The organism is Mesorhizobium sp. M4B.F.Ca.ET.058.02.1.1 (assembly GCF_003952505.1).
Lineage (GTDB): Bacteria > Pseudomonadota > Alphaproteobacteria > Rhizobiales > Rhizobiaceae > Mesorhizobium.
In genome coordinates this window covers 140,302-164,409 of the sequence record NZ_CP034450.1, presented here as the reverse complement: position 1 = coordinate 164,409, position 24,108 = coordinate 140,302, and the positions used below count along the sequence as shown (strand labels likewise).

The window sequence follows — 24,108 nt, the reverse complement described above, 5'->3', positions numbered from 1 at the left end:
ACTCAGGGGACTTCGTCGCCGCCCGCGAAATGCCATTCGATCAGCGGCTTCATATGTCCCATCAGCCCGTCCGGCAGGTCGGTGGCATCACGGATGACGACGGGACCTTCGATCTCCGGTTCCGCCTCCGTGACAATGAAGGCGCGGATGCGCCGCGCGATCTCGTCGGCAGGCTCGGTCACCTGATAGCGGCGGAAGATCACCGTGCCGCTCGGCGTCGACAGCGCATGATAGCGCCGGCCGCGTTCGGCGCCCGACAGGTCGATCGCTGTCTCTTCGCGCACCTCGCGGATCATGTTGAAGTCGACATCGACGAGGCCGTCGCGGAAATCGATCGGCTCGAACGAGCCGGCGGCGAAATAGACGCGGCCGGCATTGACGGTATGCGCGCCCATGCGGATCGCCACCAGCGCATTGTCGCCGGCAACCAGCATGGCATGCGCATAGGCATGCTCGGCGCCGCTCGCCTCGCGCTTCTTCCGCCACAGCATGAAGGTCGAATATTTCACCGCATGGCAGCGGCCGACGAGCCCGCCGTCGCGATAGGCGAGCGCCGAGAGCAACACCACCGTGCCGTCGAACAGCGCTGGGTTCGCCCCCATCTCGCGCCGCCAGTTCTCGGCGATCGCCTCGGCGTTGTCGCGTTCGAACGGATGCCGGCCGGGGTCGAGCCTGACATCGACCTTGTCGACCGGCAGGATGACGTTGCGTGGGAGGTCGAAGCTCATCTTGCTCTGAGGTGTGTTAAGATGCAGCTCAGGCCATGTCCAGGGCGATCACCACCGGGCAATGGTCGGAGGCCTTCGGTCGGTCCCAGCCGGCGCGCGGGAAGCGCTCGACCTCCTGGCCGGCCGGAAAGATGGTGCGCCAGGGCTGGCCGTTGCGGACGATGTCGGGAACGGCGGTCGCGTTCTTCGCCGCCAGCCCCTTCGACAACAGGATATAGTCGAGCTGGCAGAGGTGCCGTTCCTCGGGACCGCGCGTGTGGTAAAAGCTCCAGCGGTCCATCTCCGGCCGTCGCTCGACAACGTTTTCGCAGAAGCCGCCGGCGGTCAGCACGTTGATGCAGGACTGGCTCTCGTCGATCACCTGGAAACGGTAGCCGTCGACGCTGTCGCCCTCGATCTTCACCCGCTGCCGGTAGTCGTTCATGTCGCCGCAGATCGCCCAGCGCTTGTCGGCAGCATGATCCTTGCCGAAGCGCTCCTCGATGATGCGGCGCACCGCCTGCGCCTCAGCGATACGCAGCGGCATCGTCGCCTCGCGGCCGTCCAGCCCATTGCGCGGCGAACCCATCGATTTGAAGTGCACGAGATAGAGCGTCAGCGGCACGCCGCCGATCTTCAGGTCGACCTCGAGGCAGTCGCGCCGGAAGATGCGTTCGATTGCCTGATAGCCGAGCGCCGCGAGTTCCGAGGTGAACAGCCCAAATTGCTCGAAGGTGACATGGGCGTGGCTGGTCATGCGCACGAATTCGATCGGCTGGCCGTCAGCCGTCTCGCTCCGCATCATCACGGCAACGTCGATGCCGCGGGTATCATTGCCGGCCGTGGTGTATTTCTGCCGATAGCCCTGCCCGACCATCTTGAACAGATAGCCGTATTCGAAGGCCTTCAGCGCCTCGATGTTGTCGACCTCTTGCATGCAGATGATGTCGGCACGGGTGGCGGCGATCGCCAGCGCGGTGAGCTGGCGCGTGTCGTCGGACTGCGCAATGGCACGCGCCTGCTCCAGCATCTTGTACTCGGCCTCGCTCTGGATATCGAACAGCGCCAGCGCTCGATCCTCGTTTAGCTGGTTGCGATAGCCGGAAAAATCGAACCTGTTCATCAGGTTCTCGACATTGAAGGTGGCAAGGCGCAGCGACATGGCCGTGACCTTTGCCTGCAAGTACCGGTGAAGACAAGAGCCCGCGATGCGGGCCGTGATGGTTGACGGAACCTTTCCGTTCATCCGCCGTTCAGACGACAAGTTCCATAAATAGGCCTCTTCCCGGGGTATTCTGGGCGTGGGGCCTGAAGTCTTCGGAGTGTGCAATGAAACCGCACTTTTTGTCTTCGTTGAGGTCCGGTCTGCTGACCCTGGGTCTTGTGGCTGGCGTGACGGCACCGTCACTGGCTGGTCCGATCCTTGAGCCTGACCTGTCGGTCCCGGCCAATCTGCCGGCGCCCGGCATCACGCCTGTTCGTGACGAGTGGGCCGGCGGCAATGACCGGCAGCTCCAGGAGGATTGGCGTTGGCGCAACCGCGACGGGCGGTGGCGGTCCGGCAATTTCCGCGAGCGGAATTTCTCCCGCAATTGGGACGGTGATCGTAACTGGGATGGCGACGACTGGCGCTGGAGACGCCACCATCATCGCCGGCATTTCAGGGACTCCGATGCCGCCATTTTGGGCCTCGGCCTCGGTCTGGGCTTGGGCAGCCTGTACTACAACAACGGCTACTACAACAACGGCTACTACGCTCAGCCCCGGCGGATCTACCGGACGCAGCGTCTGTCCAGCGCGCACATCCAGTGGTGCTACGACCGCTACCGCTCGTACCGGGCCTGGGACAACACGTTCCAGCCCTATAATGGCCCACGCCAGCAGTGCTGGTCGCCATATAGCTGAGCAGCAACGGATCGAGGAATGCGCAAACGGCGCCGTGTCAAGCGGCGCCGTTTTTGCCTCGGGGGCACCATGAGACGCGCCAAGCACCACCGGCGCTAACGCGCTCTTCATCAGGCGGGTCTATCGGATAGGCGGAGCGGATCGCCCGAAAGCGGAATGCCATGGCCGAGGACGAAAACAGGGACAAGCACCGGCAGCGCGTGCTGAAAGGCGCGTCGATCCTGACCGGCATCGCCAATTCCGAGGTCAAATGCACGCTGCGCAACATGCATGCCGGCGGCGCCGAGCTCAAAGTGCCGATCGAGGCGCGGGTGCCTGACGAGTTCCTGCTCTACGTGCCGACCGACGGCATCGGCTACAAGGCCGTGGTGCGCTGGCGCCGCGACGGCCGTATCGGCGTCGAGTTCACCGGCACCGAACCGAAGCCGCACTGGCACTACGGCTGAAGCTCCGCGTCCCCTGCTAGCCGAAGGGCTGGCACGAAAAAGTCGGCGGATTGCTCCGCCGGCTTGGTATTTCGCGACCAGAAGCTTGATGACAATTCGCCCTGCTGAGTCAGCTGGTGCGGGTTTCGAGAACCGGAGCGGCGCGGACATTGAAGTCCGTGAGCACCGGAAGCGCAGAAACCCGCGGCAGATGGCCGGCAGGGTAGAATTGGCGCAAGCTTCCTAGTTTTAGCCTTGCCGACCAGCTTGTTCTTGGCGATCACCGCGCGCCCGCAGGGCGAAGCCCGAGGACGCGCAATGCAAAGACCGTGGATCGCCTCAGTTCTTCGCCTTGTCGACCAGCTTGTTCTTGGCGATCCACGGCATCATCGCGCGCAGCTTCGCACCCACCTCTTCGATCTGGTGGCTGTCGTTGTTGCGGCGGATGCCCTTGAAGCGCGCCAGGCCGGCACGGTATTCCTGCATCCATTCCGAGGTGAACTTGCCGGTTTGGATGTCCTTCAGCACGCGCTTCATCTCGGCCTTGGTATCGGCGGTGATGATGCGCGGACCCGAGACATACTCGCCCCATTCGGCGGTGTTCGAGATCGAGTAGTTCATGTTGGCGATGCCGCCCTCATAGATCAGGTCGACGATCAGCTTGACCTCGTGCAGGCACTCGAAATAGGCCATTTCCGGCGCGTAGCCGGCTTCCACCAGCGTCTCGAAGCCGGCGCGGATCAGCTCGACCAGGCCTCCGCAGAGCACCACCTGCTCGCCGAACAGGTCGGTCTCGCATTCCTCGCGGAAATTGGTCTCGATGATGCCGGAGCGGCCGCCGCCGACGCCGCAGGCGTAGGAGAGCGCCAGATCGAGCGCATTGCCGGAAGCATCATGGTTGACGGCCACCAGGCACGGCACGCCGCCGCCCTTCTGGTATTCGCCACGCACGGTGTGGCCCGGGCCCTTCGGCGCAATCATGACGACATCCACGGTCGACTTCGGCTCGATCAGGCCGAAATGCACGTTGAGGCCGTGCGCAAAGGCAATCGCCGCGCCATCGCGGATGTTCGGCGCGATCTCGTTCTTGTAGATGTCGGCCTGCAGTTCGTCGGGCGTCGCCATCATCATCAGGTCGGCCCATTTGGCGGCGTCCGCGACGGTCAACACCTTGAGCCCGTCGGCCTCGACCTTCTTGGCGGTCGCCGAGCCGGCCTTAAGACCGATGGCGATGTCCTTGACACCGGACTCCTTGAGGTTGAGCGCATGCGCCCGGCCCTGGCTGCCATAGCCGATGATGGCGACCTTCTTGCCCTTGATGAGGTTGAGATCGGCGTCACGATCGTAATAGACACGCATTTTCGTCTTCCTTCCCGTTTTGAAGATCAGAGCATGATGCCGAAAAGTGTGAAGCGGTTTTCGGACGACATCATGCTCTATCTCTTTGATTTAGAGCCGGATTCAGATTTCAGGTCGACTTGACCTGAAATCATCCGGCTCTGGGGCCTAGCGGCCGGTTGTTTGCTCCATGGAGAGCGAGAAACTGCTGCGTCGCACGGGCGGCATCGCCACCGATCGTCGCCTCAGTCAATTCCAGCCGGTCGCCGAGCAGAAGCCTCATCTGCACATCGCGGGCGACCAGCCCGAAAAAGGTGCGGAATGCCGTTTCGGCATCCGCGAAATCCAGCAATCCGGCCTCGCGTCCCGCTTCCAGCACCGGCTTCAAGCGCCTGGCGAGCGCGAAACGTCCATTCTGCAGCACTATGGCGCCGAGGTCATCCTTGCCGGAACCGGCATGGCCGACGGCTACCCGGTTCAGCGCGATCGAGGTGTCGCTCGAAATCACCTTGAGCCAGTCCGAGGCAAAGCGTTCGAGGCTCGCCGTCAGCGAGGCGATATCGAGGCCCTTGCGGTCGACGGGCGCCACGCGCACCTTGGAGGCCTGCCACTGCACCGTCGCCGTCAACAGCCCGTCGCGGTCGCCGAACCATTTGTAGAGCGTTTCCTTGGAGCAGCTTGCCCGCCGCGCCACCGCGGTCATGGTCAGGCTATCGCCCTCCTCGACGAGCAGGCGAAGGGCAGCGTCGAGAACGGCCTGCTGCCGCTCCGTCAGCGTCTCGCTGCTGTCGATCTCGGCGCCTGCCTGCAACACGTTTCTTTCTCGCCTGATGAAAGGTCACGCCTGGTTGCGTACCGTACGTTACGGTTCGGCATATTGCGCAATCCTGCTGCCGACGCAAGGACAAAATGGAGAAAATCATTTTGGTATCCAGATGCAGCGCGCAAACCGCCAGGTCTGGCTGGCTCAGTCGCCGGCAGGCGGATCGCGCAACCTGCCGAGCAGGGTGGCCAGTGTCTCAACGTCCTCGACCGGAAGCCTGGCGCCCACCAACTCGGCGATCGACCGCCCGTAGACGGCCCACATGCGGCGACGCGTCTCGCGCCCGCTGCCGGTTGTGCGGATGGTCTGGCCGCGGCCGTCATCCGCGACCGGCAGCTTCTCGACCAGGCCATCGGCCTCAAGCCGCGCCAGCAGCCGCGAGATGTTGTATTGCGCAAACAAGGTCCGCTCGATCAGCTGGAACGGCCGCAGCCCGCCCTCGCCCGCTTCGGCAAGCTCGTGCAGCACGTCGTACCAGGCAAGCGGCGGCAGGCCGTTCTCCTTCAGCGCATCCTCGACCTTTTCCACGAGCTGGCGCGAAACGCGTATCAGGCGGGCCCAGGCCTTGATGGCGGCAGGCGAAGGGGAGGTTTTCTCGGTCATGCCAAATCATAGAAGGTAGATGCAATTGCATCAAGCTTGACGATCAATGCATCTGCATCTATATAGATGCATCTGCATCGATATGAAAGGCAAATCCGATGAAGCACGAAATCTGCAAGATCGCCGACATCCCGGAGACGGGCAGCCTGATTGCCCCGTTCTTTGGCCGCGAGGTGCATGTCTGGCGCAGCGGCGACCGCGTCCGCGCGGCCGCCAATGCCTGCCTGCATTTCGGCGGACCACTCGACTGCAAGGACGGCAAGCTCGTCTGCCAGTGGCACGGCGCATCCTTCGATATGGCCAGCGGTGACCGCGTCGAAGGGCCGGCGCCTAAAAACGCGCGCCTGATGTTTCTCTCGACTCGCGTCGAGGACGGCGCGCTCAACTATGTCTGGGGAGAGTGAGATGTCCGGCAAGCTCACACTCGTCAGCCATCATTTGTGCCCCTATGTGCAGCGGGCGGCGATCTCACTCACAGAGAAGGGCGTGCCATTCGAGCGCGTGATGATCGATCTCGCCAACAAGCCGGACTGGTTCAGGGCGATCTCGCCGCTCGGCAAGGTGCCGCTGCTCAGCGTCGATCGCGATGGCGAGGAGACGGTGATTTTCGAATCGGCGGTGATCCTCGAATACCTCGAGGAAACCGAAGCCAATCCGCTGCACCCCGTTGATCCGCTGACGCGCGCCCGGCACCGCGCCTGGATCGAGTTTGGTTCAGCCATCCTGAACGCCATCGGCCGGTTCTACTCCGCTTCCAGCGAGGCCGCGTTCCGGTCCGAAGCCAGCGGCCTGTCGGCGATGTTCGATCGGCTGGAGGCGGAACTGGCAGACCGCACGAGCCCGGGGCCCTGGTTCACCGGCGCGTATTTTTCACTGGTCGACACCGTCTACGGGCCGATCTTCCGCTATTTCGACGTCTTCGACCGGATCAGCGATTTCGGCATCCTCGATGGAAAGCCGATGATCGCGGAATGGCGCCAGGCGCTGAGCGATCGGCGGCCGGTGAAGGAAGCGGTCGACCAGGATTATCCGCAGCGCCTCGAGGCCTTCCTGCGCGCCAAGGCTTCGCGTTTGTCTCAGATCATCCGGCAAGGTGATCAGGCCACCGCGCTTCCTAGCCTCGATTTCGACATTCGTCTCGATAGCGATCGCCTCGCGCCGGGCGGCGCGGAACAGCACGGCGAACAGGGCCGCACGATGCACCGCCAGCCCGAAGCGGCCGCCGCGTTGGGCGTCATAGCGGACGTCGAGCACCGTGCGGCCGCTTCCGGCGTCGGCGCCGTGCAGTCGGTCGATGCGGCTGCCCAGTGAGAGGATGTCGTCGAGCAAGCCAAGCTCGGCCAGCGCGCTGAGCCCGGTCGGCTGCAGGATCAGCCCGGAACCGACCGGCTTCGGTTCATCGAACCGCTCGAAGACGGTGACGTGGTGTCCTGACCGGTTGAGATGGAGCGCCGTGGCCGGCCCGGCCGGCCCGGCGCCGGCAATCGCGATATCGAGAGATTCTTGCATTGCCCGCCCAGCCCGAACAGCAGCATTGCCAAATCAAGCCGCCGCGCTAACGCATCGCGCCTTAGGCTTGCGCGGCGTCGAATGCGGCACGCGCCTCGCGCACCGCGTCATGGTTGAGTTCGGCCCATTGGACGAGCTGATACAGGGGCACGAACATCGAACGCCCGAGATCGGTCAGGCTGTATTCGACACTTGGCGGCTTGGTTGGGAACACCTCGCGATGAACGTAGCCGTCGCGCTGCAGTTCGTGCAGGGTTTGGGTCAGCATGCGCTGCGAGATGTCGGGAACCAGCCGCCGCAGTTCACCGAAGCGATAAGGCTTTTCCGCAAGCGCCGTTACCAGCAACGGGCTCCATTTGCCGTTCATGCCTTGCATGACGTCGCGAACCGGGCAATTGGCGAAATTGGCGCCGTCCGTCATCGCCTTGTAGATCTCGATCTTCGATTTCAGATTGACGATCTTGCCGTCCATCGCTGGTTCCCTGCGTGTGCCTACCTCCCGGAAAACTGCCTTCTTTACGGGGAGCGGTCAATTCCTAATTTAGTGCTGGTCTCTTTTTGAGACCATCAAGAGCACTCGCCGCTTCGGCACAACATCAGGATCACCCCATGAGCGAAACCCTTCTCGTCACCGGCGCCTCCGGCCAGCTTGGCCGCAGCGTCCTGCGCCATCTGCTCGACGCGCAGAAGATTGCGCCGGCGCGCATCATCGCCACCACGCGCAATCCCGAAAGCCTCGCCGATCTCGCGGCGCTCGGCATCACCGTCAGGGCAGCCGACTTCAACGACCAGGCCTCGCTGGAACATGCTTTCAAGGGCGCCGACCGCGTGCTGATCATCTCGACCGGCGACCTCGACCTCAAGAGCGACCGGCGCCTGAAGCAGCATCAGGCCGCGGTGGCCGCCGCCCGGGCGGCCGGCGTCTCCCACCTGCTCTACACCTCGATGCCCAATCCGGAGCCGGGTTCGCCGGTGCTGTTTGCCGGCGACCATTACGGCACTGAACAGGCGATCAAGGCGAGTGGAATCGCCTACACGATCTTCCGCAACGGCTGGTACCAAGAGAACCTGTTCCTGGCGCTGCCGCACGCAATTGCCTCGGGCAAGTGGTATACGTCGGCGGGCGAAGGGCGTATCGCCCATGGAGCGCGCGACGACATGGCCGCCGCGATTGCCGCCGGCCTCGCTTCCGGCTCGACCGACAGCCGGATCCACACGCTGACCGGCCCGCAGGCCTATACGACGACCGAGATCGCCGCCCTCGTTAGCGAGGTCACCGGCAAACCGCTGGAAGTCATTCAGTTGCCCGACGAGGCCCTGACCGAGGGCGTGAAGGCAGCCGGCGTTCCCGAGGAGTTCGCCCGCATCATCGTTTCCTTCGACGCCAACACCCGCTCCGGCCGCATCTCCATGGTGACGGACGCGATCGAGACGCTGTCGGGACGCAAGCCGAAGTCGCTGAAGCAGTTCCTTGAGGCGAACAAGGCAGCGCTCGCCGGCTGAGGCGGCAGCACGCGCTCACAACTGTGAAGGCCGCGCTCCTTGCGGGCGCGGCCTTTCTCTATATCGCCACCTGCGTGCCGATCTCGACCACGCGTCCGGTTGGGATCTGGAAGTACTCTGTCGCATCCGCCGCCGTTCTTGCCAGGCCGATGAACAGCCGGTCCTGCCACAGCGGCATGCCGGAATTGGGAGAGGCTTTCAGCGAACGCCGCGACAGGAAGAAGGACGTCGTCATGATATCGAACTTCCAGCCCTGCTTACGGCAGATCGCCAGCGCGCGCGGGATGTTGGGCTGCTCCATATAGCCGAAGTTCAGCGTCACCCGCATGAACAGTTCGTTGACCGTCTCCATCTTGACGCGGTCGCTGTCGGGCACCACCGGCTGCGGCGCGGTCACCACCGAGAGGATGACGTTCTGCTCGTGCAGCACCTTGTAGTGTTTCAGGCTGTGCATCAACGCGGTCGGCGCGCTCAAGGGATCGCTGGTCAGGAACACGGCCGTGCCCGACACCAGCTGCGGCTTCTTCTTCAGCAGGTTGCCGGCGAGGAAATCGAGTGGGATCTCGTTGCGACGGGTCTTGTCGAACAGGTAGCGGCTGCCCCGCACCCAGGTCCACATGGCCATGATGATCGCGAAGGCCACCGCCAGCGACGCCCAGCCACCCTCGAATACCTTGACGATGTTGGAGGCGAAGAAACCGACGTCGATGAAGGCGAATAGCGCCGTCAGGCTGATCGCCAGCCAGGACGGCCATTTCCAGATGCGCGACATGACGACATAGAGCAATACCGTCGTCACCAGCATATTGCCGGTCACCGAGATGCCGTAGGCCGAGGCCAGCCTGCTGGATTCGCCGAAGCCGACCACCAGCAGCATCACCACCAGCGCCAGCAGCAGGTTGACGCGCGGCATGTAGATCTGGCCGGACTGCTTTTCCGACGTGTGCAGGATCTCGAGCCTGGGCAGCATGTTGAGCTGAACCGCCTGCCTGGTCAGCGAAAAGGCGCCGGAGATCACCGCCTGGCTGGCGATGACGGTCGCGGCGGTCGCCAGCACCACCATCGGTATCAGCGTCCAGCCCTCGTTCATTTCAAAGAACGGATGGCCGACGACGCCGTTCTTCGTCAGCACGAAGGCGCCCTGCCCGGCGTAGTTGAGCAGCAGGCAGGGAAACACGATCGCCAGCCAGGCGAGCACGATCGGCTTGCGGCCGAAATGGCCGAGATCGGCATAGAGCGCCTCGGCGCCGGTGACGGCGAGGAAGATGGCGCCGATGGTGACGAAGGCGACGTCCGGCGAATGGATCAGGAAGGCGACGATGTAGTGCGGGCTGACCGCCAGCAGGATTTCGGGATCGTCGATGATGTGGTTGAGGCCTGACAGGCCGATGGCGAGGAACCAGACAGCCGTGATCGGGCCGAAGATCAGCGCCACGCCGCCGGTGCCGAACCGCTGCACCGCGAACAGGATCGCTAGGATGAGCAGCGTCAGCGGCACCACGTAAGGCTGGAAGGCAGGCGTGACGACATTCATGCCTTCGACCGCGGACAGCACCGAGATGGCCGGCGTGATGACCGCATCGCCAAAGAACAGCGAAGCGCCGACGATGCCAATGGCGAGGATGATCGCCGAGCGCGTGGCAAAACTGCTGCGCGCCAGCGCCATCAGCGACAGCACGCCGCCCTCGCCGCGGTTGTTGGCGCGCAGCACGAACATGATGTATTTGATGGTGACGATGATGGTCAGCGACCAAATGATCAGCGACAGCACGCCGAGAATGTCGCCGCGCTCGGCGACCTCGCCGCCCGACGACGCCACCAGCGCCTCGCGGAACGCGTAGATCGGGCTCGTGCCGATATCGCCATAGACCACACCGAGCGCGCCCAGCATCAACACCTTGGTGCTGTGCTGCTCGATTTCTGGATGGCTCGATTGGTCGACGGGTTCTGCCTCACTACCAGTGTTGGCAAGGGCCATAAACGACACTCCGATAAACGCGCGGTGCTCTACGCTTGCTGCGATGCAATATCAAGTGCCGTCACGTTATGGCTTCCATGCCGGCAACGCGGGGCTTGCCTCTCTACCAACCGCAAGCTCCGAGAAACCGTCCCACCGTGCCGGCCATGCCATACTCCAATGCATCGGCTGTCAACCCGTGACCGATTGACACTTCGGCCAATGCCGGAATGCGCTTTGCCAGCGCCGGCAAATTGTCGACCGTCAGATCGTGCCCGGCATTGACCTGCAGCCCCGCGGCAAATGCCGCATCCGCGGTTTTTCCCAATTTTTCCAGTTCCTTGGCTGCCTTGATGGAATCGGAATGGCAACTGCCGTATGGGCCCGTATAGAGCTCGATACGGTCGGCGCCGGTATCGCGCGCGGCATTCACGCCGCCCGGATCCGAATCGGCAAACAGCGACACGCGAAAGCCGCCTTTCTTCAACCGCTTGACGATCGGAGTGAGGAACGCCGCGTCGGCGATGAAGTTCCAGCCATGGTCCGACGTTGCCTGGCTCGGATCGTCCGGCACCAGCGTCACTTGGTCGGGCTGGTGCTGTTCCACAAGCGCCAGGAATTCCTCCGTGGGATGGCCCTCGATGTTGAATTCCGCCTTCGGGAACTCGTCGTCGATCAGCGCCCTGATCTGAGGCAAATCGGCGCGCCGCGTGTGCCGCTCATCGGGCCGCGGATGCACGGTCAGCCCATGCGCGCCGGCGGCGAGCGCAATGCGGCCGAGCCGGATCACGCTCGGCCAGGGCAGATCGCGGCGGTTGCGCAGCATGGCGATGGCGTTGAGGTTGACGGAAAGCTTGGCGGGCATGGCTTCGGGTCCCCGAGTGCATTGGCGGCGCATCTATACCGTCTTTGGTGGGAACAGACAGGGGGTTCCGGTGTTCCAGACGGAAGGACGGCGGCAAGCGGAAGGAGGTGCCTGTGAATTTCCTCGAAACCGTGCCGGTGATACGCCGCATCGACACCGACCGCGACGACCTTTTCGCCATCGACGTCGTCGGCGATGTCGCCGGCGCCGATGCAGAAAACCTGTTCGGCCTGCTGGAGGCCGCCTGCGCACTCTATTCGAAGATCGACGTGCTGGTGCGGCTCGTCGAACTCGGTGGTGTTGACTGGAGCAATGTCGCCGGCGAAACGCTCACACAGGGCACGACCTTGGCGCTGCGGCATGTCGGCCGCTGCGCCACGATCGGCGAGCCGGACTGGACTAGCGAGTTTCACGGCCTTCTTGCAAAACCCCTGCCCGTCGACCTCAAGTATTTCAAGGCCGAGGACGAGGCCGCCGCCTGGAAGTGGCTCGGCGCCGTACCGATCGCGCGACGTTGACGGGCCGCCTTACCTGACCACGGTCAGCCGCTCCGCAGCCCGCGTGATCGCCGTATAGAGCCAGCGCTGGCGTGTTTCCTTGAAGGCCCAGCTTTCGTCGAACAGCACGACGTCGTTCCATTGCGAACCCTGCGCCTTGTGCACGGTGAGCGCATAGCCATAGTCGAAATCGTCGAAGCGCTTCTTCTGCTGCCAGGGGATCTCGGCGTCGGGGTCCTCGAACGCCGCCTTGAGCAGCTTGATCTTGGCGACGCCGCGGTCCGGATCGTCCTCTTCCGGCGAGACCAGCAGGTTGATGCCGGGCTTCACCGTCTCGCGCGACGAGGTCATCACCTTCCACAGCGAGCCGTTGAGCAGGCCCTTGGCGGGGTCGTTGCGCAGGCAGACCAGCTTGTCGCCGGCCTGCGGGAAGTCGGCGTTGAAGCCCTTCAACTCGCGCAGCCGCTGGTTATAGCGCCTGCGCGTGCGGTTGGTGCCGACCAGCACCTGGTCCGCCTTCAGCACCAGTTCCTGGTTGACGTCTTCCTTGCCGATGACCTGCGCCGTGCCGTAGTCGCCGCGCATGAATTCGCGGCCTTCGCGCACGTCGAGCGCCAGCCGTATGATCGGATTGTCGCGCGCCTGGCGATGGATTTCGGTGAGCAGAACGTCCGGTTCGTGCTCTGTGAAGAAGCCGCCGCCGGATATCGGCGGCAGCTGCGCCGGATCGCCGAGCACCAGGATCGGCGTGCCGAAGCTCATCAGGTCGCGGCCGAGTTGCTCGTCGACCATCGAGCACTCGTCGATGACGACCAGCTTGGCGCGCGCGATCGGGCTTTGCCGGTTGAGCGAGAAGGTCGGCGAGATCGACGTCTTGCCGGTCACCTCGTCCGACACCGATTCCTCGCCCTTCGGCCTGTAGATCAGCGAATGGATGGTGCGGGCATTGACCGCGCCCTTGGAGCGCAGCACCTGCGCCGCCTTGCCGGTGAAGGCGGCGAACTGAACCTGGCCGTCGACATGCTCGGCGAAATAGCGCGCCAGGGTCGTCTTGCCGGTGCCGGCATAGCCGAACAGCCGGAAAATCTGCGGCCGGCCATCCTTCAGCCAGCGCGCGACCGCCTTCAAGGCCTCGTCCTGTTGGGGGAGAATTCCATCAGCTGGAAAGACCGGATTCGCGAGCGAAAGACAAGGTCAGCGGCCATATCGACCACCGCCGGTGGTGAACTCGGCGTCTACTGCGGCTCAAACTATCAGGCGCCAACTAGAACGTAAAGGGAACAAATCTTATCGCGTCTCAGTTGGATTCGAACGGCGTGGAGGTCAGGCAAGAGCCATCGCCGCTGGCGGGTCGCGATCGTCGGGTGGAACGGGGACAGGAACGTATCCGGCATAGCTGACACTGACGCGCGCTTGCCCTTTCGAGCGCGACCGGAGCGTATCCTCCAGCTTGAACATGTTTGCGAGCGGCACTAGCGCATCGACGACCACCTCCATCCCCCGGATTTCTTGACTCTCGATCTTGCCGCGACGGCTCTTCAGGTCGCCGGCAATGTCGCGGACATAATCCTCCGGCGTCACCACCTCGACCTTCATGATCGGCTCAAGCAACCGCACGCCGAGTTTGGGCGCTGCTTCCCTGAAGCAGGCGCGACTTGCGATCTCGAAAGCAGAAGCCGAAGAGACGGTTTCGTGACAGGCGCCATCCACCAACGTCGCCTTGACGCCGATCATCGGGAACCCTGCAAAGGGGCCCAAGGATAGGACGCTGCGCAGCCCCTTTTCGACTCCCGCAACATATTCGTCTGGCATCGCACCGTCGACGATCGTGGACACAAATACGAAGTTCGCGTTGTATGCGTTCGGCTCGAACGCAATCTTGACGCGAGCGAACTGGCCCCTACCGGCGAAAATCCTCTTGTGGGTGTAGTCCTGTTCGCAGGCGTGGGTGATCGTTTCGCGATAGGCCACTTGCAGAGCACCGACATTCACGCCGATCTCAAATTCGTCGCGCAGGCGGTCGACCATGATGACCAGGTGATACTCGTCCCTGCCGGCGATGATAGTTTGGCCCGATTCCTCATCTGACGTAACTTGGAAGTCAGGATTCTCATCCGCCAGCTTCGACAAGGCGACAAGCAGCTTCTCCTGATTGGCTTTCGACTTCGGCTCGATCGCGATTTGAAGCAAAGGCCATGGCGCGGCAGACGATTCCACCTGGCCCCCTACCGCCCGCAGTCGAGTTGGGGATCGTTCTCGAGCAGGATCGGCTTGCCGTGCGGCGTGGCGTGCGCGGCGCGCTCCCAGGCAGCGGCAAGCGTGTCGACCTCGACCCTGCCGGCGACGCCCTTGGCCGACAGCAAGCTCTCCAGCGCATCCAACCAGTGCTCGTAATAGTCATGGCCGTCCGCTGCTGCACCCGGCTTCTTCACTTCAGCGGACAATGCGTCGGCCCATTCGCGCCAGGAAAACAGGCCCTTGTCATGCAGCGCCACCGTCATGGCGAAGACTTCGGCCTGCCACGGCTCGGCGAAGACCGGCTCGTCGAAGGCCGCCGGCAGGTCTTCACGCCGGCTCAAGATAGCTCTCCCAGGCATCGATCGACACGGTCAGCGTCGGGTCGGCGCCATCGCCCCAGATCTCCGTGCCGTCGAAGACGACCGTATAGACCCATTGCGGGTTCTCGCCTTGCCCGTGCGCGTTGCTGTCGGGAAAGACAAAACCCTCGCGCACCGCCTCGATGGTGCCTTGCCTGCCGCGCGCATAGCGCGGCAGCCGCGTGTGGCCGTTCGGATTGAAATTCTTCGTCCGCACCCGCTGGCCGGCCTTGAACAGCGCCGGCGTGGCGACCGGCCGGTTGCATGGGCCGCCCCTGGCCAGCGCAGCCGGCACGTTTTCCGCCTTCAGCACTCTCTTGGGAGCAGCTGCCGGATCGAGCGCCCGGCCCTCGGCCAGATCGCGGTCGCTGATGAAGCCATGGCGCTTCAACAGCACTTCCAGCGCCTTGATCCAGATCTGGTAGTAGCTGGAGGCATAGTAGTCGGCCGGATGCAGCGATTCCCGCGCGTGCCGGCTCTCGTCGATGTTCCAGGCGCCCATCGCACCCGCAGTGAGCGTCACGCCGAGTGCCCGCCTTTCCCAGGCGGCGTGGAAATAGGGCTCGTCCTTCTCGGGCGCGACCGGCCCGAAGCCCATCTGCCCGCCGAGATCCTGCGGCCCGTTCATGCCGGCTCCCCCGTCATGGCGGCGCCTTGGCCAGCGCGGTGCCGATCATCGCATCGCGGCTCACCAGCTCGGCCAGTTGCTCCTCGCTCCAGCCCTCGGTGCCCTCCGGCCGCATCGGCACCACCAGATAGCGCAGCTCCGCCGTCGAATCCCAGACGCGGATCTTCTTGTCCGCCGGCAGGGTCAGGCCGAATTCGGCCAGCACGCCGCGCGGATCGATCACCGCCCGCGAGCGATACGGCGGCGCCTTGTACCAGACCGGCGGCAGGCCGAGCACCGTCCATGGATAGCAGGAGCACAGCGTGCAGACGACGAGATTGTGCGTCTCTTCGCTGTTGAAGACGGCCTGCATGTGCTCGCCCTGCCGGCCGGTATAGCCCAGCGATTCGATCGCCGCCGTCGCATCGCGCCTCAGCCAGTCGGCATAGGCCGGATCGGTCCAGGCCTTGGCCACCACCCGGGCGCCGTTGCGCGGGCCGATCTTGGTCTCGTAGGTGTCGACGATGACGTCGATCGCGGCCGGATCGATCAGGCCTTTCTGGGTGAGGATAGTTTCCAGCGCGCGCACGCGCGCCGCGAACGGATCGAGTTCGTTGTCATGGTCATGATCGTGGGACATGAGCTCAGACTAGAACCGCCGACACGTGGCCGCAAGCATGACGGCTTGGGCCAGCAAGCGGCGGATCGAGCTATTCGGCCGCCGCTTTCTGGAGCTGGATGACCCGGCCTTCTTCCGGATCGAACAGCGACGGTTGCTCCGCACTTTCGACAGCATGCAGCGCCGACCGGCTCTTCTTAAAGGAGAAGCCGAGCAGCCAGCCGGAGAAATTCTCGAAATAGACGTAGATCACCGGCGTGACGAAGAGCGTCAATGCCTGCGAGGCGAGCAGGCCGCCGACCACCGCGACGCCGAGCGGCTGGCGCAGTTCGGCGCTGGCGCCGGTGCCGAGCGCGATCGGGAACGTGCCCATCAGCGCGGCAAGCGTCGTCATCATGATCGGCCGGAAACGCATCAGGCAGGCCTTGTGGATGGACTCCACCGCCGACATGCCCTCGCGCCTGAGCTCCAGCGCCACATCGACCATCATGATGCCGTTCTTCTTGACGATGCCGATCAGCATCAGGATGCCGATCACCGCGATCACCGAAATATCCATGCCGGCAAACCGCAGCGCCACCACCGCCCCGAGCACCGCCGACGGCAGGCCGGTGAGGATGGTGAGCGGATGGATGAAGCTCTCGTAGAGCATGCCGAGCACGATGTAGATGGTCAGGATAGCGCCGCCGATCAGCAGCCCCTGGTTGGCGAGCGAATCCTGGAAGATCTTGGCGGTGCCGGCAAAGCTGGTGCCGATCGTTGTCGGCATGCCGACCTGCTCCTTGAGCTGGTCGATGCGGGTCACGCTGTCGCCCAGCGCCACGCCCGGCGGCAGATTGTAGGAAATCGTCACCGCCGGAAGCTGGCCGAGCTGGTTGACGGTGAGCGCGCCGGCCGTGCGGTCTACATGGGCGAAGGCGCCAAGCGGCACCAGGCTGCCGCTCGCCGTCCGCACCTGGATGGCGAGCATGCGCTCGGGCGACCATTCGATCTTCGGGTCGAGCTCGGTGATCACGGCATAGCTGTCGGCCGAGCCGAAGATCGTCGAGACCTGATCGGTGCCGAAGCCGCCATAGAGGGCCGAGCGCAGCGTATCGGTATCGATGCCGAGCTGGGCGGCCTTGTCGCGGTCCACCACCAACGACGCCTGTAGGGCATTGTTCTGCAGGTCGCTGGTGACATCGGCGAAGAAATTGTGGTCCGCCGCCATCGCGTCATTCAGCTTCTGTGCCCAGATATCGGTCTGGCCGGTATCGAGGCCTTGAACCACGAGCTGGTAGGCGCTGGCCGACGACCGCGAACCCAGCCTCAGGTTCTGCACCGGCTGCATATAGGTCTCGATGCCGGCCACCCCTGCCAGTTGCTTGCGCAGATCCGAGAGCACCTTTTCGATGTCCGGGCGCTTGTCCTTGTCCTTGAGCTGCACGAACAACTGGCCCTGGTTGAGCGCATTGTTGCCGCTGCCCGCCGACCACGCCACATGATCGACATAGGGCGAGTGGGAGAAAACGCTGGCCACCTGGCCCTGCAGCTTGGCCATGGCGTCGAACGAGATGTCCTGGCGTGCGACCGTCGTCACCGATATCTGGCCGATGTCCTCCTGTGGGAAGAAGCCCTTCGGCGAGACCTCGATCAGCCAGACCGACGCCGCAGCGGTGCCGATGAAGACGAGGAACACCAAAAAGGTGTGGCGCAGGCAGAAGCTCAGCAGCCAGTCGTAGCAGCGTGTGACGAAGTCATGCCTGTGGCCGCCTCCATGGGCTTCCCTCTCCGCCTTCGAGACCGAAAGCAGGCGCGAGCAGAGCATCGGCGTCAGCGTCAGCGAGACGAACATCGACGCCAGGATGGCGACGGTCACCACGACCGCGAACTCGTTGAAGATCCGGCCGATGACGCCGCCCATCAACAGCACGGGAATGAACACCGCCACCAGCGAGATCGAGATCGAGATGATGGTGAAGCCGATTTCGCGCGCGCCCTTCAGCGACGCGTCGAAGGCCGAAAACCCGTCCTCCTCCATGTGCCGGAAGATGTTTTCGAGCATGACGATGGCGTCGTCGACGACCAGGCCGACGGCGAGCGTCAGTCCCATCAGCGAGATGTTGTCGATGGAAAAGCCTAACAGGAACATCGCGCCGAGCGTGGCGATCAGCGAGATCGGCACGGCGACGGCCGGGATGATCGTCGCGGTGACGCGGCGCAGGAAGACGAAGATCACCATCACCACCAGCGCGATGGTCAAAAGCAGCGTGAACTGCACGTCGTCGACGGCCTGGCGGATCGAGGTCGAGCGGTCGTTGAGCAGCTTGATCGAGGCAGCGCCCGGCATCTGGTCCTGGAAGGACGGCAGCATCGCCTTGACCTTGTCGACGACGTCGACCGTGTTGGCGTCCGGCTGGCGCTGCACGGCCATGATGATCGCGCGGGTGCCGTCATACCAGCTCGCTGTCGTCGTGGTCTGAACCGAATCGACGACGCGGGTCACATCGCCCAGCCGTACCGGGTGACCGTCTTTGGTGGCGATGATGAGATTCGCGAAACCCGCCGCGTTGTTAAGCTGAGTATTGGCGGTGATGGTCAATTGCTGCTTGTCGTTCTGCAGCACGCCGAGCGGCGTGTTGCTGTTGGCCGACGCCACCGCCGTCTGCAGCTGGTCGATCGAGATGCCGCGCGCGGCGAGCGCCGTCGGGTCGATCTGGATGCGCACGGCGTATTTCTGCTGGCCGTAGATCGAAACCTGCGCCACGCCGTCGATGGTCGAAAGCGAGGGCGAGATGACGTTCTCGGCGAAGGCATCGAGATCGGTCAGCGGGACCGTGTCGCTGACCAGCGACATCAACAGGATCGGCGCGTCGGCCGGATTGACCTTGCGATAGCTCGGCGGCGCCGTCATCTCGGGCGGCAGCGACCTTTGCGTGCGCGCGATCGCCGCCTGCACGTCCGCCGCCGCTGCGTCGATGTCGCGGTTGAGCACGAACTGGATGGCGATCGAGGTCTGGCCGAGCGAATTGGTGGTCGAGATGGAATCGATGCCGGCGATCGTGGCGAACTGCTTGATCAGCGGCGTCGCGACGGAGGTCGCCATGGTCTCCGGCGAGGCGCCGGCCAGTTGGGCGGAGACGTTGACCACCGGAAACTCGGCGCTGGGCAGCGCCGCGACCGGCAGGAACTTGTAGGCGAACAGTCCGCCCAGCACGAGGGCGAACGACATCAGAAGGGTGGCGACGGGCCTGCGAATGCAGAATTCGGAGATCATTGGCTGGCCTCGCCCGCCTTGCCGGCTTGCGCCACCTTGGCTGCGCGCTGGGCGCCGCCATTGGTCGCCGCCTTGCCCTCATGCACGGCCGCGCCGTCCTTCAACCTGGTCTGGCCCTCGACGACCACCTTCTCGCCACCCTTGAGGCCCTGGCTGATGGCGCTGTTGTCGCCCTCGGTCAGCGCCACCTGGACGGGGCGCATCTCCACCGTATTGTCCGGCTTGACGACGTAGACGAACGGCCCCTTCTGGCTGGGCTGCACCGCGACCGTCGGGACCGAGGTCATTTGCGGCATCGTGCCGGCGTCGAGCACGACGTTCACATACTGGCCGGGCCATAGCGAGAGATCCGGGTTCGGTATGCTCGCCCGAGCGGCGATGGTGCCGGAGGCGGTGTCGACGCTGGAATCGACGAAGTCGAGCGTGCCCTTGCCGATCGGCGTCGGATCGCCGTCCTTGGTTAGCGTCACGTCTCCTTGCTGCGGGTCGGCCAGCGCCTTGTGCAGCAAGGCGAGGTTGCTCTCGGGCAGGGTGAAGTTCACCTGTAGCGGGTCCATCTGCGTGATGGTGACGAGCGGCGCCGCGCTGCTGCTGCCGTTGCTGGTGGTGACGAGATCGCCGACCGAGACATTGACGGCGCCGAGCTTGCCCGCGATCGGCGCCGAAATCGTCGCATAGCTCAACTGAACCGTATCGGAATCGATCGTCGCCTTGTCCGCGTCGATGGTCGCGGCGGCCGCCTTCTGCGCTGCCAGCGCCTGATCGTAGGTCTGCTGGGTGCCGGCCTGCTTGGCGACGAGGTCCTTGGCGCGCTGCAGGTCGGCCTGGGCGCTGACCAGCATCGCCTGGTCCTTAACCAGCGTCGCCTGGTCTTTCGCCAGTTGCGCCTTCAGCGCCCGGTCATCCAATGAGAAGAGAAGATCGCCGGCCTTGACCATCTGCCCGTCCTTGACCGCGATCGAAACGATCTGGCTGGAGACGCGGGCATTGATGGCGACCACCGCTGGCGAGGATACGAAGCCGATGGCATAGCGGCGGATGGGGAAATCGGCGGTGGTGGCGGCCGCGGAAACGATCGAGGCCGAATGCGTGCTACCGCCGCCGCCCTTTGCATTGTCCGGTGCCTTGGCCGTCTTGTCCGTGCCATTGCTGGCGGCCTGCTGGCCCGAAATCAGTTGCTGGACTTTGCCCAGCGCCGTCGGCGAAAGGTAGAGACCGGCCCCGGCAACGCAGGCCAGCGCAATCACCGCAAAGACGATTTTTCCGCGCATCGACAACAAGCCCTCTCACGCGACACGCCGAATCCGGTGGTCTATTTCTGCTCGATCCGCGGCGCCTTGCAGCGAATTTCGCCGAAATAGATAGGACAAGGCTTTGGCGGAAAAGGGCCAAAACACGGCATTACGAAGATTTAATGTGCAGTGCACAATAAGGAGGCAACCCGACCGAAGGGCCGGGATCGCGACCTAAGATCTGTTGAGATTCAGGTCAGGCCGAGTCGAAAACGGTGATTACCGGAGCGGAAACTTTTGGCTACGTGAGCACCGGAAGCGCAGGAAGGCGCCGTTTGCAGACCGGCCTTACCTGAATATCAAAAGATCTTAGCGCAGCATCGGCCACAGCGTCGCCGCCAGCAGCACACCCATGGCGATGTTGAACCATTTCAGCCGCACCGGATCCGACAGGAACCCACGCAGCGCCGTGCCGAAGCCCGCCCACACCGAGACGCTCGGCAGGTTGACGACGGTGAAGGCGACCGAGATCAGCACCACCGACAGGAACGGGTGCTCCGCATTAGCATAGACGGCCATGGCGGTGATCGCCATCACCCAGGCCTTGGGATTGACCCACTGGAATGCGGCCGCATCGATGAAGCGCATCGGTCGCGCTTCCGTCTCGCCCTTGCTGCTCAGCGAACGCGACATGGCGATCTTCCAGGCGAGATAGAGCAGATAGACGCCGCCGGCGATCTTCAATCCGGTGTGCAGCACCGGAAACGCCGTCAGCACCGCGCCGAGCCCGAAGCCGACGGCAAGCAGCAGCACCAGAAATCCGATGCTGATGCCGAGCATGTGCGGAACGGTCCTGACGATGCCGAAATTGACGCCGGAAGCCAGCAGCATGAGGTTGTTCGGCCCCGGCGTGATCGAGGTGACGAAGGCGTAGACCAGGAGCGCAAGGAACGTCTCGAGCGGCATGACGTCCTCCCAGACAAGTCATCGCGTCGAATAGGTCAGTATAATTGTCCTTTTATACCGGGCGCGCAAAGGCCACCCTGGAGCATCAACCGGGCCAGACGGTCAGGACGGAAATGACGACCTGCCGGCGCTTCGGCGCCGGCCTCCTACATGCCCTGCGGGCCGCGGTTCATCGCCGCCACGCCGGTGCGGCAGATCTCTACCAGGCCGAGCGGCTTCATGATCGCGATGAACTGGTCGAGCTTGGAGCCCTTGCCGGTGATCTCGAAGATGAAATGCTCGGTGTTGGCGTCGATGACGCTGGCGCGGAAGGCGTCAGCCAGTCTCAGCGCCTCGACGCGGCTGTCGCCGGTGCCGGCGACCTTGACCAGGGCCAGTTCCCGTTCCAGCGGCCGCTCCTGGCCAAGCTCGTGCGAGCGTACGGTGAGGTCGACCACGCGGTGCACCGGCACGATGCGCTCGAGCTGGTGCTTGATCTGCTCCAGCACATGCGGCGTGCCGCGCGTCACGATGGTGATGCGCGACAGGTGCTTCTCGTGCTCGGTTTCCGAGACGGTCAGGCTCTCGATGTTGTAGCCGCGGCCGGAGAACAGGCCGATGACCCGGGCAAGCACGCCCGGCTCGTTGTCGACCAGCACGGAGAGGGTGTGGTTCTCCGGCTTTTCCGTTTCCTTGGCGATGAAATAGGCGGAGCCGGTCGGTTGGAGCTGTGCGTTCATGGGGTGAATCTCGATTTCAACTCTTGGGTCTAATTCTCTGTTTGCGCACGGCTTCCTTCGACCAGCCCTGCCTTGGCTCGTCGCCTACACCAGTTCCCTGCCTTTGGCGTCGATGGCATTGGCCACCGCCTCGTCGGTCGCCTCGTCGGGGAGCAGCATCTCGTTATGCGCCTTGCCCGACGGGATCATCGGGAAGCAGTTGGCCAAAGTCGCCACGCGGCAGTCGAACAGCACCGGCTTCTTCACCGCGATCATTTCCTTGATCGCGTCGTCGAGCTCGTCCGGGTTGTCGCAGCGTATGCCGTGGCCGCCATAGGCTTCGGCCAGCTTGACGAAGTCCGGCATCGCCTCGGTGTAGGAATGTGACAGCCGGTTGCCGTGCAGCAGCTGCTGCCACTGCCTGACCATGCCCATATACTGGTTGTTGAGGATGAAGATCTTGATCGGCGCTTCGTACTGCACCGCCGTGCTCATCTCCTGCATCGTCATCTGCACCGAGGCATCACCGGCGATGTCGATGACCAGCGCCTTGGGATGCGCGATCTGCACGCCGAGTGCTGCCGGCAGTCCATAGCCCATCGTGCCCAGCCCGCCCGACGTCATCCAGCGGTTCGGCTTCTCGAAATGATAGTGCTGCGCCGCCCACATCTGGTGCTGGCCGACCTCGGTGGTGATGTAGGTGTCCATGTCCTTGGTCAGCGCATACAGCCGCTGGATGGCGTATTGCGGCATGATCACATCGGCGTTCGGCTTATAGGCCAGCGAGTCTCGCGCCCGCCATTTGGCGATCTGCTCCCACCACGGGTAGAGCGCCTTCTTGTCGGCCTTGGCGGTCGCCCGCCACAGCCGCACCAGATCCTCCAGCACCCGGCCGACATCACCAAGGATTGGCACGTCGGTATGGACGTTCTTGTTGATCGACGACGGATCGATGTCGATGTGGATCTTCTTCGAGTTTGGCGAGAACGCGTTGAGCCGCCCGGTGATGCGGTCGTCGAAACGGGCGCCGATGCAGATCATCACGTCGCAATCGTGCATGGCCATGTTGGCCTCGTAGGTGCCGTGCATGCCGAGCATGCCCACCCAGTTCTTGCCGGAAGCCGGATAGGCGCCGAGCCCCATCAGCGTCGAGGTGATCGGGAAGCCGGTGAGATCGACCAGTTCGCGCAGCAGATGGCTCGCCTCCGGACCGGAATTGATGACGCCGCCTCCCGAATAGATGATCGGCTTCTTTGCGCTGGCCATCAGCTCGACCGCTGCCTTGACCTTCTCCAGGTCGCCCTGGACCTTCGGCTGGTAGCTGGTGCGCGGCGCCGTCTGCGGCGGCACATAGGTGCCCTTGGCGAACTGCACGTCCTTCGGAATGTCGACCACCACCGGGCCAGGGCGCCCGGTGGTCGCGACATGGAAGGCTTCGTGGATCGTGGCCGCGAGCTCGTTGACGTCCTTCACCAGCCAGTTGTGCTTGGTGCAGGGGCGCGTGATGCCGACCGTGTCGCATTCCTGGAAAGCGTCGGAACCGATCAGCGAGGTCGGCACCTGACCGGTCAGACAGACCAGCGGAATGGAATCCATCAACGCGTCCTGGAGCGGCGTCACCGCGTTGGTGGCGCCGGGGCCGGACGTCACCAGCAGCACGCCGGCCTTGCCGGTCGAGCGCGCGTAGCCTTCCGCCGCATGGCCGGCGCCCTGCTCGTGCCTGACCAGAATATGCTCGACCTCGTCCTGTTGGAAAATTTCATCGTAGATCGGGAGAACCGCGCCGCCCGGATAGCCGAAGACATGCTTGACGCCATTGTCCTTCAGCGCCTGCACCACCATTTCGGCGCCCGTCATTTCGCGCCGCTCGTTCCGCTCGTTGCTCATCGGTCCTGATCCCGTACTGTCGCCATTTGGGCGTTGCTGGTCGTTTAGTCGTGTTTCGGGCAATAAAAAAGGCCCCGAGGGAGCCTGTGTGATGCGCATGGGAGGTTTTCGCCC

Annotated in this window: 23 protein-coding genes and 2 pseudogenes; 6 read left to right on the top strand and 19 right to left on the bottom strand. The window is 63.8% G+C overall.

The genetic code is table 11. From position 1 onward, the window contains the following. Positions 1-2: 2 nt before the first annotated feature. Both EJ073_RS00805 and EJ073_RS00800 read right to left on the bottom strand, forming a co-directional pair. Positions 3-728, bottom strand: coding sequence for a hypothetical protein (locus tag EJ073_RS00805; protein ID WP_126053993.1), 726 nt, complete (start codon positions 726-728; stop codon positions 3-5). A gap of 28 nt (positions 729-756) precedes the next feature. Next, positions 757-1,869, bottom strand: coding sequence for an endonuclease/exonuclease/phosphatase family protein (locus tag EJ073_RS00800; protein WP_126053992.1), 1,113 nt, complete (start codon positions 1,867-1,869; stop codon positions 757-759). A gap of 167 nt (positions 1,870-2,036) precedes the next feature. On the opposite strand from EJ073_RS00800, the gene EJ073_RS00795 reads away from it, so the two are divergent. Both EJ073_RS00795 and EJ073_RS00790 read left to right on the top strand, forming a co-directional pair. Continuing rightward, positions 2,037-2,612, top strand: coding sequence for a BA14K family protein (locus EJ073_RS00795; RefSeq protein WP_126053991.1), 576 nt, complete (start codon positions 2,037-2,039; stop codon positions 2,610-2,612). Positions 2,613-2,773: 161 nt separating this feature from the next. After that, the gene (locus tag EJ073_RS00790) at positions 2,774-3,058 is read left to right on the top strand and encodes a PilZ domain-containing protein (protein WP_126053990.1); all 285 of its coding nucleotides are present in this window, start codon (positions 2,774-2,776) and stop codon (positions 3,056-3,058) included. Between the two features lie 318 nt (positions 3,059-3,376). Here the strand turns inward: EJ073_RS00790 and ilvC are convergent, their stop codons facing one another. The 3 genes from ilvC to EJ073_RS00775 form a co-directional block, all read right to left on the bottom strand. Beyond that, entirely contained in the window at positions 3,377-4,396 is a 1,020-nt protein-coding gene (gene ilvC, locus EJ073_RS00785; RefSeq protein WP_126053989.1) for a ketol-acid reductoisomerase, read from the bottom strand. 130 nt (positions 4,397-4,526) lie between these two features. After that, a complete protein-coding gene (locus EJ073_RS00780) occupies positions 4,527-5,189 on the bottom strand; it encodes a TetR/AcrR family transcriptional regulator (protein ID WP_126053988.1) in 663 nt (220 codons plus the stop codon). Positions 5,190-5,342: 153 nt separating this feature from the next. Beyond that, positions 5,343-5,801, bottom strand: a complete 459-nt coding sequence (locus EJ073_RS00775) for a MarR family winged helix-turn-helix transcriptional regulator (RefSeq protein ID WP_126053987.1) — start codon at positions 5,799-5,801, stop codon at positions 5,343-5,345. Positions 5,802-5,899: 98 nt separating this feature from the next. Between EJ073_RS00775 and EJ073_RS00770 the strand changes: the two genes are divergently transcribed. Both EJ073_RS00770 and EJ073_RS32850 read left to right on the top strand, forming a co-directional pair. Further along, complete coding sequence (locus EJ073_RS00770) at positions 5,900-6,205, top strand: Rieske (2Fe-2S) protein (RefSeq protein WP_126053986.1); 306 nt, start codon at positions 5,900-5,902, stop codon at positions 6,203-6,205. Beyond that, positions 6,189-6,725: pseudogene (locus EJ073_RS32850) on the top strand (glutathione S-transferase family protein); the annotation flags it as partial. The gene EJ073_RS00770 and the pseudogene EJ073_RS32850, both read left to right, overlap by 17 nt. Here EJ073_RS32850 and EJ073_RS31915 read toward each other — a convergent pair. Together EJ073_RS31915 and EJ073_RS00755 are read right to left on the bottom strand one after the other, a co-directional pair. After that, complete coding sequence (locus tag EJ073_RS31915) at positions 6,672-7,310, bottom strand: FAD-dependent oxidoreductase (protein ID WP_245455656.1); 639 nt, start codon at positions 7,308-7,310, stop codon at positions 6,672-6,674. The pseudogene EJ073_RS32850 and the gene EJ073_RS31915 overlap by 54 nt on opposite strands. A gap of 61 nt (positions 7,311-7,371) precedes the next feature. Then, entirely contained in the window at positions 7,372-7,782 is a 411-nt protein-coding gene (locus EJ073_RS00755; protein ID WP_126053984.1) for a helix-turn-helix domain-containing protein, read from the bottom strand. Between the two features lie 137 nt (positions 7,783-7,919). Between EJ073_RS00755 and EJ073_RS00750 the strand changes: the two genes are divergently transcribed. Further along, positions 7,920-8,813: an SDR family oxidoreductase gene (locus tag EJ073_RS00750; RefSeq protein ID WP_126053983.1), complete on the top strand. Its 894-nt coding sequence runs from the start codon at positions 7,920-7,922 to the stop codon at positions 8,811-8,813. Positions 8,814-8,871: 58 nt separating this feature from the next. Here EJ073_RS00750 and EJ073_RS00745 read toward each other — a convergent pair whose 3' ends face one another. Both EJ073_RS00745 and EJ073_RS00740 read right to left on the bottom strand, forming a co-directional pair. Continuing rightward, positions 8,872-10,791, bottom strand: coding sequence for a potassium transporter Kup (locus EJ073_RS00745; RefSeq protein WP_126053982.1), 1,920 nt, complete (start codon positions 10,789-10,791; stop codon positions 8,872-8,874). Positions 10,792-10,894: 103 nt separating this feature from the next. After that, a complete protein-coding gene (locus EJ073_RS00740; protein WP_126053981.1) occupies positions 10,895-11,635 on the bottom strand; it encodes a pyridoxine 5'-phosphate synthase in 741 nt (246 codons plus the stop codon). Positions 11,636-11,748: 113 nt separating this feature from the next. On the opposite strand from EJ073_RS00740, the gene EJ073_RS00735 reads away from it, so the two are divergent. After that, positions 11,749-12,153 (top strand): STAS/SEC14 domain-containing protein, encoded by a 405-nt coding sequence (locus EJ073_RS00735; protein ID WP_126053980.1) that lies wholly within the window; start codon positions 11,749-11,751, stop codon positions 12,151-12,153. A gap of 9 nt (positions 12,154-12,162) precedes the next feature. Here the strand turns inward: EJ073_RS00735 and EJ073_RS00730 are convergent, their stop codons facing one another. The 10 genes and pseudogenes from EJ073_RS00730 to EJ073_RS00685 all read right to left on the bottom strand — a co-directional run bounded on the left by EJ073_RS00730 (position 12,163) and on the right by EJ073_RS00685 (position 23,964). Further along, the gene (locus EJ073_RS00730) at positions 12,163-13,284 is read right to left on the bottom strand and encodes an ATP-dependent RecD-like DNA helicase (protein ID WP_126053979.1); all 1,122 of its coding nucleotides are present in this window, start codon (positions 13,282-13,284) and stop codon (positions 12,163-12,165) included. A 171-nt stretch (positions 13,285-13,455) separates the two neighbouring features. Further along, a pseudogene (locus EJ073_RS00725) lies at positions 13,456-14,331 on the bottom strand (translation factor GTPase family protein); the annotation flags it as partial. Between the two features lie 26 nt (positions 14,332-14,357). Next, positions 14,358-14,711 (bottom strand): nitrile hydratase accessory protein, encoded by a 354-nt coding sequence (locus EJ073_RS00720; RefSeq protein ID WP_126053977.1) that lies wholly within the window; start codon positions 14,709-14,711, stop codon positions 14,358-14,360. After that, positions 14,698-15,357: a nitrile hydratase subunit beta gene (gene nthB, locus EJ073_RS00715; protein WP_126053976.1), complete on the bottom strand. Its 660-nt coding sequence runs from the start codon at positions 15,355-15,357 to the stop codon at positions 14,698-14,700. The genes EJ073_RS00720 and nthB overlap by 14 nt, the downstream gene beginning before the upstream one ends. A 13-nt stretch (positions 15,358-15,370) precedes the next feature. Next, positions 15,371-15,976 (bottom strand): nitrile hydratase subunit alpha, encoded by a 606-nt coding sequence (gene nthA / locus EJ073_RS00710; RefSeq protein WP_126053975.1) that lies wholly within the window; start codon positions 15,974-15,976, stop codon positions 15,371-15,373. Between the two features lie 70 nt (positions 15,977-16,046). Further along, positions 16,047-19,211 (bottom strand): efflux RND transporter permease subunit, encoded by a 3,165-nt coding sequence (locus EJ073_RS00705; protein ID WP_126053974.1) that lies wholly within the window; start codon positions 19,209-19,211, stop codon positions 16,047-16,049. Continuing rightward, on the bottom strand, positions 19,208-20,482 hold the full coding sequence (locus tag EJ073_RS00700; RefSeq protein WP_126053973.1) for an efflux RND transporter periplasmic adaptor subunit: 1,275 nt from the start codon (positions 20,480-20,482) through the stop codon (positions 19,208-19,210). Before EJ073_RS00700 ends, EJ073_RS00705 begins: the two co-directional genes overlap by 4 nt. Positions 20,483-20,812: 330 nt before the next feature. Continuing rightward, a complete protein-coding gene (locus tag EJ073_RS00695) occupies positions 20,813-21,409 on the bottom strand; it encodes a LysE family translocator (protein WP_126053972.1) in 597 nt (198 codons plus the stop codon). Between the two features lie 146 nt (positions 21,410-21,555). Continuing rightward, positions 21,556-22,128 (bottom strand): acetolactate synthase small subunit, encoded by a 573-nt coding sequence (gene ilvN, locus EJ073_RS00690; protein WP_006204962.1) that lies wholly within the window; start codon positions 22,126-22,128, stop codon positions 21,556-21,558. 84 nt (positions 22,129-22,212) lie between these two features. Continuing rightward, complete coding sequence (locus EJ073_RS00685) at positions 22,213-23,964, bottom strand: acetolactate synthase 3 large subunit (protein ID WP_245455655.1); 1,752 nt, start codon at positions 23,962-23,964, stop codon at positions 22,213-22,215. Positions 23,965-24,108: the final 144 nt, after the last annotated feature.

Coding starts and splice junctions, on each gene's coding strand:
- EJ073_RS00705 (WP_126053974.1), bottom strand. CDS start 19,211: ATGATCTCCGAATTCTGCATTCGCAGGCCCGTCGCCACCCTTCTGATG.
- nthA (WP_126053975.1), bottom strand. CDS start 15,976: ATGTCCCACGATCATGACCATGACAACGAACTCGATCCGTTCGCGGCG.
- EJ073_RS00745 (WP_126053982.1), bottom strand. CDS start 10,791: ATGGCCCTTGCCAACACTGGTAGTGAGGCAGAACCCGTCGACCAATCG.
- nthB (WP_126053976.1), bottom strand. CDS start 15,357: ATGAACGGGCCGCAGGATCTCGGCGGGCAGATGGGCTTCGGGCCGGTC.
- EJ073_RS00750 (WP_126053983.1), top strand. CDS start 7,920: ATGAGCGAAACCCTTCTCGTCACCGGCGCCTCCGGCCAGCTTGGCCGC.
- EJ073_RS00800 (WP_126053992.1), bottom strand. CDS start 1,869: ATGTCGCTGCGCCTTGCCACCTTCAATGTCGAGAACCTGATGAACAGG.
- EJ073_RS00755 (WP_126053984.1), bottom strand. CDS start 7,782: ATGGACGGCAAGATCGTCAATCTGAAATCGAAGATCGAGATCTACAAG.
- ilvC (WP_126053989.1), bottom strand. CDS start 4,396: ATGCGTGTCTATTACGATCGTGACGCCGATCTCAACCTCATCAAGGGC.
- ilvN (WP_006204962.1), bottom strand. CDS start 22,128: ATGAACGCACAGCTCCAACCGACCGGCTCCGCCTATTTCATCGCCAAG.
- EJ073_RS00770 (WP_126053986.1), top strand. CDS start 5,900: ATGAAGCACGAAATCTGCAAGATCGCCGACATCCCGGAGACGGGCAGC.
- EJ073_RS00740 (WP_126053981.1), bottom strand. CDS start 11,635: ATGCCCGCCAAGCTTTCCGTCAACCTCAACGCCATCGCCATGCTGCGC.
- EJ073_RS00775 (WP_126053987.1), bottom strand. CDS start 5,801: ATGACCGAGAAAACCTCCCCTTCGCCTGCCGCCATCAAGGCCTGGGCC.
- EJ073_RS00805 (WP_126053993.1), bottom strand. CDS start 728: ATGAGCTTCGACCTCCCACGCAACGTCATCCTGCCGGTCGACAAGGTC.
- EJ073_RS00685 (WP_245455655.1), bottom strand. CDS start 23,964: ATGACGGGCGCCGAAATGGTGGTGCAGGCGCTGAAGGACAATGGCGTC.
- EJ073_RS00695 (WP_126053972.1), bottom strand. CDS start 21,409: ATGCCGCTCGAGACGTTCCTTGCGCTCCTGGTCTACGCCTTCGTCACC.
- EJ073_RS31915 (WP_245455656.1), bottom strand. CDS start 7,310: ATGCAAGAATCTCTCGATATCGCGATTGCCGGCGCCGGGCCGGCCGGG.
- EJ073_RS00795 (WP_126053991.1), top strand. CDS start 2,037: ATGAAACCGCACTTTTTGTCTTCGTTGAGGTCCGGTCTGCTGACCCTG.
- EJ073_RS00790 (WP_126053990.1), top strand. CDS start 2,774: ATGGCCGAGGACGAAAACAGGGACAAGCACCGGCAGCGCGTGCTGAAA.
- EJ073_RS00700 (WP_126053973.1), bottom strand. CDS start 20,482: ATGCGCGGAAAAATCGTCTTTGCGGTGATTGCGCTGGCCTGCGTTGCC.